This is a genomic window from Amaricoccus tamworthensis (genome assembly GCF_049800875.1).
GTDB lineage: Bacteria > Pseudomonadota > Alphaproteobacteria > Rhodobacterales > Rhodobacteraceae > Amaricoccus > Amaricoccus tamworthensis.
Map to the genome: position 1 here is coordinate 19,065 of NZ_JBNAFV010000023.1, position 12,888 is coordinate 31,952.

The 12,888-nt window shown below is 58.3% G+C and carries 3 protein-coding genes; 1 reads left to right on the top strand and 2 read right to left on the bottom strand.

The features are described from left to right. Positions 1–178: 178 nt before the first annotated feature. On the bottom strand, positions 179–8,806 hold the full coding sequence (locus ACP15P_RS21595; protein WP_424930544.1) for a malectin domain-containing carbohydrate-binding protein: 8,628 nt from the start codon (positions 8,804–8,806) through the stop codon (positions 179–181). A 618-nt stretch (positions 8,807–9,424) separates the two neighbouring features. Between ACP15P_RS21595 and ACP15P_RS21600 the strand changes: the two genes are divergently transcribed. Beyond that, on the top strand, positions 9,425–11,716 hold the full coding sequence (locus ACP15P_RS21600; protein WP_424930545.1) for a calcium-binding protein: 2,292 nt from the start codon (positions 9,425–9,427) through the stop codon (positions 11,714–11,716). 69 nt (positions 11,717–11,785) lie between these two features. Here the strand turns inward: ACP15P_RS21600 and ACP15P_RS21605 are convergent, their stop codons facing one another. Continuing rightward, positions 11,786–12,838, bottom strand: coding sequence for a glycosyltransferase family 4 protein (locus ACP15P_RS21605; protein WP_424930546.1), 1,053 nt, complete (start codon positions 12,836–12,838; stop codon positions 11,786–11,788). Positions 12,839–12,888: the final 50 nt, after the last annotated feature.

The following is a 12,888-nucleotide window of genomic DNA, read 5'->3' on the forward strand; positions in this document are numbered from 1 at the left end:
GCAGGGTGCATGCCCTCCCATTTTGGGAAAACTCCCACGTGCCAATGTTCAAGTCAATCAGGTAGGCGGCTGAAAGCCGCCTGAACCCGGGCATTGTGGCTTCCGGTTCCCGTCCCCCATGGGCTGCGGGGCTGGAATTTTTCGCCCCGATGCTCGGGTTCAGGGGATCAGACCGGCATCAGCCAATCATGAACGGGTCGTCCGTTGCCACAATCTCAATCGCGTTGACGATTGGGTTGCTGATGTCGTTCAGGAACTCGACATTCAGCGTCCCGTCGGAAACCTCAACCGTGCTTTCGACAACGCCGCCGACCTTGTGACCAAAGAGGCCCGTTGGATCAATGCCGTCGAAACCGGAGGGAACCGTTCCCTCCAAGGCCACATCGAATACCCGTTCACCGGGATCATTGGCCCCGTTCCAGTTGTTTCTGATAAACAGACGCACGCTGTAGAAACCGTCATCGGGAACATCAAAGGCATATTCCATGGTGCTGCCCGCAGGACGGTCCCAGCGGTGGGATTCATACACCTCGGCCGGAGCGTCCGGGGATAGTGTCGCCGATGCGGGAACATTTGGCGCCGCGACCGAGTTGCTGCCGGCATCAGTCAGATGAACGCTGTTCGCGGATGCCGTATCGGCCGTCCAGTCGGGACCGGAATCCTCCGCCGCGACGAGATCCCCGCCCGCATTGACCCTGAAGATGATCTCATCCGAGCCGGCTGGCGGCGTGCCATCGAGAACCGTGACGTCAAAGCTTTCCACCACCGGCGGATTGTCCCCGTCATCGGCGGTGACGATCACCTCGAAGGTCCCATCGTTGTTTCGCTGAGGCGTGTTCCAGATGAAACCGGCGGTTCCGTCGCCATTGTCCGTAAACGTGTATTTGTTTGCGTTCGCCGGCAGACCGTTGGGCCGCAGAACCTCAATATCGAGGTTTATGGTGCTGTTGCCGTCCGGATCGGTCGCGACGATGTCGACATCGACAACCGCGGTCTCGTAAACCGTCAGATCCGGCAGGGCCATGATTGAGGGCGCCCCGGAGCCGCCGCCACCGGTGAAGCCGCGTTCGGACAGTTCCGCGGACGCGGACGGGTCGATCGGCTGTGTCACCTCAAGCGCCCCGGCATTCGGATCAACATTCGGCGGATCCTGCTGGTAGGCAAGGTGCAGCTGGTCGATGACATACATGTTCGAGCGCGCCGCGACCTGCGCCACATAGGTTTCCCCGGCCGTCAGCTCATAGCCGAGGGGAATGCCGACCGTGTCCACATTCCTGTTCGAATACGCCCACTCATCGACGGCGGCTCCATACTGGTAGACCTTGTACCAGCCATCGTTGAAATTCCCGCTGTGACCCGTAAAGGACGGGGTCCACAGCTGTCCCTGCTTGTAGCCGTCTCTGGGAATGATTTCATTGCCGCTGTCGGTCGTGATCCGGGCAAACGCGTCGTTGTGATCCGTTTTGGGACCCTTTTCACTCAGCGACCGCAGGGAAAAATAATAGATACCGTCCGTATCCGGCGTGAAACTGTAGCTCAGCTGGCCATTTGCCGGGCTGCCAAAGGACTGGTCGCCATCCCATGACAGTGCGGTGCCGCCGGTGGCACCCGTGACATTGGTTCGGAAAGTCCAGCCATTTGCGTCGCCGCCGTCCATCTCATTCACGTCGATGACGATGTCACCACTGGAATTTGGAAGGAATGGTGGCTCGGCTGGATTGGAAGTGTCATTGACGGTCACGCTAAACGTCTCCTGTGCAGGTGTGGAAATCCCGTCATCTGCAATAAACGTGATGTCGTACACAACCTCAGATTGTACATCCGGCGTCACCCAGCTGAAATCCGCCGTTCCGTCGCCATTGTCGGTGAAGCTGTATTCCGTATTCGGCACGGTGGCGCCGAGGGGATCCGTCACCGCGACGTCGAGCATCACGGTGTCGTTCCCGTCCGGGTCCGTGGCGGTGACCGTCACGTTGACGGTGTCGGTCTCGTTTATGGAGACATCCGCAATCGGTGCGATGGTTGGCGCGTTGGGCGCGGGATCGTCAAAGGTCAGGTGTATTGGCGCCGTAACGGGACCTTTGGGCAGGTCCGTGGCCACATCAATCACACTCCCCGTGAAACCGAGGGGCAGCCGGCTTTCGTCATAATATGCGGATGGTATGGTAAAGGCGTCCACATCCGTGAAGTCGAAGGACGCGGTGACATCCTGAACCGTCCCGTCCAGCAGGACATCCACATATTGCAGTTCGGCCGCGTTGTTGGCCGGGAAGCCGCTTGCCGCCAGGGTGGCAAGCTGTGCGTCAAGCTGGTCGTGATACTCATTTGGATCGGCTGTATCCGGGAACAGGTTTTCGAACGGCACAATGAAACCCTTGGCCAGAAGGATCCTGGCCGTCTCACCGGCGGGTCCCTGAACGGTTACGGCCGGACCGCCGGCCCCGTAGGTCCCTTCCGATCCTGCCGTCAATCCGTTCACCGTCAGGGAAACGGCGGCGGAACCGCCGGACTGGGAGGCAATGGCTCTGGCCCCGATCTGCTGTCCAGTACCCTGTCCGATCAGCCGTCCGCTGGACTCTGTCGCGTCATCGAATGTCACGGAGAAGAGGGAGTGGCTGATTTCCGCTCCGCCAACCCCGCCAACATCCCATGTGTCGTCTCCGGGCTTGTCCGTAATCACCGCCCCACTGTCGAGCGTGAGCTTGGCTGCACCCGCAACCGAGTTGGGATCCATGTCGATTGAGAATGTCAGGGTCTCGCCTGGATCGAAATCAGTAAATTCCAGACGGATGCGCTCAAAGCCTGCCGTGCCGCCCGCCCCGAAATAGGTCACGCCAACAGCGGAGGGCTGGTCGAACCCGCCCGTCGGGGTGAGCACCCCGGTGCCACCTTCGGAGTCGATGGTGAGGACCTTATTAATGGTGTCCCCGGCCACGCCGAACGGATCGAAAACCGTATCCGGAAACAGGGCGTCAGTCACGTCGATCTCGATCGAGGTAATGGCTTTGGTCCCCGAGTTGAAAATCTCGAAGGATCCGGTGTTGTAATTCGAGGCCTCGATACTGTTCTGGTCCCGGTTGACCGAAAGCTCCGCCTCCCCAACAGACGGTGTAACGTCATCGTCGCTGATCGTCACCTCAGTCTCGCTGACCGCGCCCAGCACCGCGTTGGAACTCACCGATGTGAGCCTGACCGTGAAGGCCTCATCCGGCTCCACATCCATGTCCTGCAGGATCGACACCGGAATCTGCACATCGGAGGACCCGCCAGCGATGGTTACACTGCCGGTATAGATGTCGCCGGTCAGCGTACCGCCAACATATTCATAGTCACTCCCGGGTGTCGCCGTTCCGGGCACGATCTCGAAATTGACCGTCACGGATTCGGAGGCCGGAACCGGCATGTCGGTGGCAATTGACAAAAGGGCAGTCCCACCAGCCACATTCTCAGCCACGGAAATCGACGCACCATCGGCGATGGAAACGGTAAGCGGTGCGGCTCCCGTGAGCGACAACACCTCAATGGCATTGACAAGCGGGTTGCTGATCCCGTTCACGAACTCCAGATTGAGCGTGCCGTCCGTAACCTCAACGGTGCTTTCGGCCACACCGCCAACCTTATGGCCAAACAGGGCCGTGGGATCGAGATCGTCAAAGGCCGCGGGAACCGTACCCTCAACCGCCACATCGAAAACCCGCTCGCCGGGATCATCGGCACCGTTCCAGCTGTTCCGCATGAACAGGCGCACGGTGTAAAAACCGTTCTCCGGCACATCGAAGGCATATTTCATGGTGCCGGCTGAAGGAGAATCCGCGCGGTGGGATTCAAAAACCTCCGCTGGCGCATCCGAAGGCAGGTCGGCTGAGGCCGGCACAAATGGCGTCGAAACCGAATTGCTGCCGGGATCGGTCAGGTAAACGCTGTTCTGGGTCGCCGTATCGGTGGTCCAGTCGGGCCCGTCATCAATCGAGGCAACAAGTTCGCCTCCCGCATTGACCCGGTAAAGAATCCCTCCCTCAACGGGCGGCATCGCCTCCGTCACGAACCGCAGGGTGGGTGCGCCCGGCCCCGCCCCCTGGTTCAGCCAAACCGCAATGTCCCCGGTCAGCGGGGTTGAAAAGCCCGGCAGGGTGAAACCGGTTGACGGATCGACCACCCCGCCCGCCGCCATGGTGGCGAGCAGGTCCGTGGTAACGTCACCCGAGCCGTACACCACCGCACCCAGCAGCGGATCGGCCCCCTGGTCGGGATCGCCGGTGACCGGATCGACCGTGATCTGCGTGCCCTGCTGAACAGCCAGGAAACCGTTGGGGGACAAGGGATTGTCGTTGACGAAATCATCGAGGAAGATACCCGTCAGCTGATGGCCATCGGGGATCGTGAAGGTGAAATAGTCCCGGTCACGAATGCCGTTTTCGCCGGATTCGCCCTCCTGGGTCGCCGTTACGAGATTGTCTCCCAGGGACAGCATTCCCCCGTCGGTCGGGGCCAGCCGGTCATCCGAGATTTCAATGCTGTTTCCAAAAAGCGTATCCGCGGGAGGTGTGTAGACGGTATCGTCATCAATGATGGTGACGGTCTGTTCCACGGCACTGCCGAGAACCGCATTGGCTCCCACCGACACAAGGCTGACCGTGAACGTCTCATTCGGCTCCACACCGGTATCCTGAAGAATGTCGATTGGCAGGGTCACGGTGTCGGTGCCCCCGGGGATCTGAGCTGTCACCGTATAGGTCGATCCGCCAAGCGTACCGCCACTGACGGAGAAATCCCCCCCCGCACCCGGCGTGGCCGTGCCGCCGGTCACTTCCAGGGTCACGTCAAGCGGTGAGCCCGCAGGCAGCACCTGATCGGTGACAATGGAGATGTCAATCTGCCCGGCCGCCTCGTTTACGCTTACCGCCGGATCACCCGACAGCGTAACGACAACCGGGCTGTCATCATCCTCTATTGTCACGGTGGTCTCACTGACGGTTCCCAGAACCGCATTGGAACTCACCGACAGCAGCCTGACCGTGAATGTCTCACCAGGCTCGACATCCATGTCCTGGAGAATCGAGACCGGGATCTGCACGTCGGAGGAACTGCCGGCAATGGAGACGCTGTGGGTATAGACGCCACCATTAAACGTGGCGCCGACACCGGTATACTCATAATCGTTGCCGGCCCCCGGCGTTGCCGTTCCCGGAACGATCTCAAAATCGATGGTTACGCTCTCGGACGGCGGAACGGGCATGTCGGTTGTCACCGAGACAAAGGCGGTTCCACCCACCTCGCCCTCGTTTACGGAGATCGACGCCCCGCTGGCAATCGAGACGGTCACCGGAGTGGGTCCCGATACCGATGACACCTCGATGGCGTTTACGATCGGGTTCTGCACTCCGTGCAGGAATTCCAGATCCAGGGTTCCGTCCGTCACCTCCACGACGGTGGAGACGACACCTCCAACCTTATGGCCAAACAGGGCCGTGGGATCGAGGTCGTCAAAAGTGGCCGGTACAGACCCTTCCACCGCCACGTCAAAAATCCGTTCGCCAGGATCACCGGTTCCGTCAAACCCGTTACGGAGATAGAGTTTTACCTCATAAAAGGCCGACGGCTGGGCAACATCGAAAGCCCACTGCATCGACGGGGCCGACGGCTGGTCGAAACGCTCCTTGAGAAAAAGCTGTCTTGGAACCCCCTGTGGCAGAATGGTTGTGGCAAATGGCAGGGCATACCCCTGAACGCCGTTGCTGCCTGCGGACACCAGATAGGGGCTGTTATCGGCCTGTGTATCCGCGGACCAGTCGGGGCCGCCATCAACGGAGGCAATCAGTGGACCTCCCGCATTGACCCGGTAAAGAACCGCTGAGGAAACGGCATCGACCTGAACATCGACGGCACCGGTATCGCTGTCCGTGCCATTGGAGACGGTATATTCAAAGGAGGCGTTGCCGACAAATCCGAAGTCCGGCGTGAACACCACACTGTCGTCGCTGGCATCCCCCGGGGTTCCGGCGTCATTGAGACTGACGGTGCCGTCAAACGCATTTCCCGCCCCGGTCACGTCCAGCGAGCCGTCAGCGGGCAGGTCATTGGCCAGAAGATCGGCAACCGGAATGACGATGGTCGTGCCGGAGGTGGTCGCGGCCGTGTCGTCACCGGCCGTCACCTGCGCGGGCAGGCTGTTTGCGGTCACCGTGATGTCATCGAAAACCGCCTGGAAGGCATCCGCCTCCAACTGGCCCGCATTCGAGGAGTAAAGCCCCACGGCCAAGCCGCTGTCCTGACCCTGGACCTGATAACCGCCCTCAAGCACGTCAAGAACGGCGGTTCCGGTCAGATCAATGACCGAGCCGGTCAGGGTCCGGTCACCCTGGGTGGTCTGATAGGTGACGCTTGCAATGGCGGTGGCGCCAGGAACGTCCACGGCCAGGCTGATCGAGATGGCACCCCCATTGGGAATCTGCGTGGTGTCGAACACGTCAACCTGGCTGTCGGTCAGGGTCTCGTTGAAAACGGTGGTGTCACCGTTTTCCAGCAGGATCTGAAACCCGGATGTCGACGGCCCGGTCTGAACCGCCACCATCTTGAGGAAATTCGACTGGTCGCCGGTACCGATATAGCCGCCGATCTGCTGGGAGACGCCGGTGATCGGCTGGGTGGCGGCCGCATCGGGATTGGCCGGATTGATCATCGTCCAGTCAAAGACGACATCACTGACCGTGGGCGCAAGACTCAGCCCGGTATGAAACAGAAACTCCCCGGAATTGGCGGCGCCATCGGCCTCACCCTGGGAGACGAACTCGACAACCGTAGTGCCGCCACCGGCGGCAGTGGCGAACTTGACATTGTCGAGCTGGGTAACCTGGTCGGGACGGGTGGAGGGAGACAGGAAAAACTGCTCGAAATCCGTCACCCCGTTGATTGCCGCCCCGGTCAGGCCGGTGGCAAAACCCGACGGACCCTGAAGATTGTCATCGGAATCGTCATCAAAATCCCAGATCATGGACTGGCCAGGGGCAATGACAACCCCCGTGCCGTTGGCTGCATCGCGCTGGAAGGGATCGTCCACATTCTCAATGCCGTCATCATCCGTATCGGTGTCGGCCGGTGCGCTGACCTCCGTTGGCGCAAGCACGGTAATCCGGTTGTTCTGATGTTCGGCCACCCACAGCGTGCCATCAGGTCCAACGGTCACGTCCAGTGGCGCGGACAGGGGTGCCCCGGTGGAGGCGTTTGCGATCTCCAGGACACCGTCCTCACCACCTTCCACAACCCCGTCATCGGCGGTGCCGAATATGCCGTCGGCCCCCTCGGTCGGCACGGGATCGAGCCCAGTGCCCATGGCATTGACATTGAGCAGCGTAAGGTTGCTGTTGAACTGCGTCACGAAAAGCGCGCCATCGAGCACGCCGTTGAAGGCGGTGCCGCCGCTGTCATAGGCGACAATCCCGTTGGTCGATGATCCAAGAATGGTCAGCGCCCCGGCGGCGGGATCGCCACGGTTCAGCCCCTGTCCCCTGGCAAGCAGAAAGGCCGTCTGCTCGATCTCCGACAGATCGGCCAGGGTCTGACCCAAACCTGCCGCATATTTCGACGGATCGATCAGGTAGCCCGCCTCGATATTGACCCCGGCCGGCACCAGCGTGGATATGTCCGCGACCGTGTTGACCCCAACCGTTCCGTCGGGCAGCCCGTCATCGCCATACACGGTCCAAGACTGGTTCTGGTTGGAACGGACCGGATTGGCAAAATGATAGTATCCGCCCTCGACGACCTGAAACAGCGGTTCTCCCTCACCGGCGCCACCATCATTGGGCGTGCTGATGGCCTCACCAGACACCCCGTCGCCATCCTCATCACCGGTTTCCGTATTCGGAAAGCTTCCAAGGGTACCGTTGCCGCCATTGTCCACGGTGAAAATCTGGCCGTTCGCGGTTCTGGTCAGGTCGTACGCGTTGCGGGTTCCGTCCGCATAGATGCGCAGGGGCGCATCGGCGGGCAAAATCGCCATGTTGAGGCCGTCATTGCCACCCCATGGCCCGTCCTCGTCCATGCCATTTGCGTCCTCGCCGACACCATCCGTGACATTGGGAATATTGGGATCATCCAGCGTGGGCAGATCGTATTTGTAGGTCCGGGCCGTACCGTTCTTGCCCCCGTTGGGATCCACCAGGTCCGGCATGGCATCAAGGGCCGTGAGGTCAATCTCAAGGATCGACGTCGAAAGGGCGTATTCGGCGGTATAGGCAAAAAACTGAGACGGAGCGCCGTTATTGGTGTTGGCGCCAACCTGAAGCAGGAGTTTGGTCCCGTCCTCACTGAGAAGTATGCCGTTGACGGAATGGTTCTCCTCGGAACGCGGCAGGCCCCGGATGAGATCAACAACCTCCCACTCACCAGTGGTGTTGTTGAACGAGGCCCGGCTCAGAACGCCGGAATTGGTGTCAAGGCCAGAGTCGAAACTGTTCGGGACCCGCGGATCGCTGGATGAGATGTAGAGAACCGGCTCCTCCGGCGTTCCGGTTACTGCGATACCCGTGACCTGGCGGTTGTTCTGCGTGGCGTCAGTGCCGTCATCATTGTGGTTCTGGAGGTTCTTGATGATCTCATTGCCACTGGCGTCCTTGATGTTTTCCTGGGCCGTTTTTACGTAGACGCCATTCTGTAGCTCAACGGTGAATGCGTTGATCGTGCCGTTCTGTTCCGATACGTAAAGCCGCCCGTCAGGCCCAAACTGCAGAGATGTAGGGTTTTTGAGTTCGGCAATCGTCGTGCTGCCGCCCGTTATTTCACTGACTTTTGTAAATGCAATGGGCATTTAAACACCCCCTCAAAACCTGCAATTAATGTCGGATTTTTCGGAAAGTTCCCTAGCGGCTGAGAAAAAACGGATCAGCCTATCCATGACCAGGATCCGAAAGCAGCTTACCAGAATACTGAAACCAAAAAATCGCTGACGCCCCCAGAATCGACAACCATCGATACTCCATCGTTAACTAAATAGCCATGTCAGCCAATCAGGCAAGGTTAATGTAAATTATCAAAAATTGTTAGGGACCTGTCCGCCACCCTCAAAACCTGCTGTTGGGCCGCGTGGCAAAATCGGACCTTGCTAATGTTCCAATAAAAAAACTGGTCATCAGGTTTTCGGAGAGAGTCCTATCAGTAAAAATAAAACTATTCATAATGCGAAATATATTTATTAAAATTTCATAAATAAAACACAAAGTAAATATTAGTTTATTAAATTATCGTTTAATAATATAATATATTCGGCAGAATATCGCTCATTTACTAAGCAAAATCCCGCTCACTTAAGTCAATTTCGTGATTTTGAAATACCCATCGCTGTTTTCCCAGTATAAATTATTCACGAAATATCAAGGGTGGCGCGGTGAATCTGTGCCGTTATCTGTAACGTCCATAGGTAATCAACATGGCCACAAACCTGAGCGGCAAGGACACCCTAATCGGTGGCAGGGGTCGGGACATACTCAACGGCGGTTCCGGCGACGACCTCATGCGCGGGGGCGATGAATACGACAAACTGCTGGGCGGCACCGGAAACGACACCCTCTACGGGGATACGGGCTCCGATGAGCTGATTGGGGGCGACGGTCTGGACATACTTGAGGGCGGTAAGGGTAATGATACACTGCGCGGCGGCAAGGACAATGACAGGCTGACGGGCGCTATAGGCGACGACCTTCTGCGAGGCGAGGCTGGCAACGACACCATGTTCGGCAATGCCGGCAACGACACGCTTCAGGGCGGCTTGGGCCGGGACATGCTTAAGGGCGGGGACGGAAACGACACCCTCTTCGGGGATGCCGACAATGACACGCTGCTAGGCGGCAAGGGCGTCGATCAGCTGACCGGTGGGGACGGTGACGATCTTTTGCGGGGCGGCGCGCATAACGACGAGCTGAACGGCGGCAACGGCAACGACTCGCTCTACGGAAATGGCGGGGCCGACGAGATATTCGGCAATGACGGGGCCGATTTCCTCTCTGGCGGAAGCGGAAACGACATTCTGCGTGGCGGCAACGGGAACGACAGGCACCTGGGCGGCGCCGGATATGACGAGATTTTTGGCGGAAGCGGAAATGACACCCTTGACGGGCAAAAGGGCGTGGACCGGCTTTTCGGCAATGAGGGTGCGGATATCTTCATCCTCGGGGACGGTGCGGATTTTGTCGGTGACTTCTCTGCGGAGGATGGTGACGTGATCGACATCAGCGCGAAGATGGGGAGCTTCAACATCGACACCCATGACATTAACGATTTCATCCGGGTGGAGTTCGACCATGGCGGCAACAGCTCAACGCTCCTGTTTGACGCCAACGGACGGACCGACGGCGTATCCAGCTTCAAGGTTCTCGGAACCATCGACAACAATCGCTTTACCCATGCCGCGGAAATGATAAATGGCGGCTATCTTGACGTGGGCTATGACAGGGACGCGATAAAGGGGGCCTCCCCGGAGGTTACCGCCTCCCAGCGCCAGACGGCGAGCGCTTTCAACGAGTTCCTCGGTGTTGGGGTCGTCCTGAGGGACATTGATCCGGGCAGTGCGGGCTACAATAAAATACTCAACAGCCTCGACTATATCGGGATCGACAACATCCGCGTGAAATCCGCCGTACCCGTAAAGGAGGGCGTGGAGACGGTATATGACGCGCTGGCCGACGAGGGTATCCAGTTCAATTTCCTGATCCAGAAGCATTTCCCGCAACGCGGCGCCCAGTGGATGGACGACTATGTCGACTATCTCGCTGATTTCGTCGACAGGCATCCGGACGCGATCAAAAGTTTCGAGGGCCTGAATGAGGTCGGCAACCTGGACTTCTCATTCGAGGGCTCTTCTACCAAAAAGGCCGCGGCCGACTTTCAGAAATTCCTCTATGCCTCCATAAAGTCGGAAAGCGCCCTGGAGGACGTTCCCGTCGCCAATTTCACGGTCTGGCTGGGCCGTGATGCGGAGGTGTTCGACGGCTTTGGCGACCTGTCGAACCATTCCGATCTTGCAACCGCCCATGTCTACATGAACACCAAGCTGATCCCCTATTACGAGCTTATCAACAGGCTGGACAATGTCGCGATTCTGGACGGAAACAGCCCTGCGATCCTGACTGAGACCGGGCTGCCCAGCAACGCGCTGGAGGGTAACACGATCTCCGTGGACGAGACCGTTCAGGCAAAATCGGTGCTGAACATGGCCATGAACGCCTACAAACAGGATGTTCACAGCGTCTATCTCTATGAACTCCTCGACGAGAAGGCTAACGACCCGACCAATAACCAGTCGAATTTCGGCCTTTTCAAAAAGAACGGAACCCCCAAGGAGGTGGCACACGCGCTGCACAATCTCACGTCAATTCTTGAGGATGACGGCAACGGGGCGTTTGACAGCACGACGCCGTTTGAGTTCGATATTTCCGGGGGGGACGGCAACACTCATGCGTTTGCGCTCAACAATTCGAATGGCGATGCAAATGTCATTATCTGGCGGGAAAGCATCATGTGGGACAGGGCCACCGGCAAGGCGGTAGCTTCGGATCCTCTGAGTGTCGATGTATCATTCGACAGACCCCATGGACAGATAGCTCTTTTCGACCCACTGGTTAGCGACAATAGCATCAGGAAATACAGCAATCGCTCCAGCGTCGAGGTTGAACTGACGGACCACGTCGTCATTCTTGAGATTGATGGAGCCAATATTCTGTAGACGTGGCCCGGCGTTGGGAGGCTGCGGCAGTTTCTACAAAAGCCCCGCTGCAATCTGCCCCATTCTCACCTACGGGGCCGTGTACTGAAGGGTCTGACGCCGGTCCATGGCAAGTTTTATCTGTATGTCAAACATTCGATTAAAGTTTGTGTTGGAATTGAAATAGGTGTTTGCGCGGATAAGAGCCTTTTGTCCCGCATCCTTCGCGAGTTGCGGATTTGCGATCAGCATTTCCAGAATTTTGAGAAAACCCGCATGATCGTCCGGCGCCAGGGTCCACCCCGTTTCGCCGTTGATGATTAGTTCAGGAATACCGCCGATCGCACTGGCCACGGAGGGCAATCCCGCAAAGCTTGCCTCGATCACCACATAGGCCGACATGTCCGCCTGGGTGGGGTGGCACAAAAAGGACATGCCTGGCAGCAGTTTTCCCAAAAGCTCCGAATGCGGAACCTGACCATGAACCACAATTCCGGGCCGCTCCAGCCCACGAGTTACGGGATCTCGGGACATGATGTGCAGTTTGCACCTGCCGGCCAAAGGCCCCGTGACCCAGTCAACGAGCAGGTCCCCACCTTTACGCAGAAAATCATTTCCAATGAAGGCGATGTTGGGCAGACCGTCAGAACCGGGAGCTTCCGCCGTACCCACCGTACTCGGATCAATTGGAGGAAACACGACCTGGATCCTGTCCTCGGGAATGCCGTAATCCTCTACAAGGGAGCGGCCGGCCCAGGAACTCCATGGAAAGAGCATAGCCGCATTCCGCAACTGTTCTGCTTCGCGCCGGTAGTCACGACTGTTCCAGAAATCGCCTCCAACCTGCCGTTCCATATTGGGTCGCGTAGCATCCAGCGCGACCGTAAAAACCGGTCCTGTCGCACTGGAATGCAGGGCTCCTGAAGGATACTGTGCGGAAAAATGCACCAGGTCGGGCCCATAGGCGGCAATTTCCGCCCGAATTGACCTTCCCAGAAAGCCGTGAAACCCGCCAATCGGATCCAGGTGGCGATACAGTTTTTCCTGCGACGCCATGTGCTGACGCTTGTAAGGCAGTGCCAGCCAGCGAAAATGGGTAAGGTCAACTACCTTGTAGTCAAAGTCCGTTCGTGTCCTTAGCACTCGTTCCAATTGAGTTGCATAGGTTTTCCATCCCAATGCCTGCTGAAGAA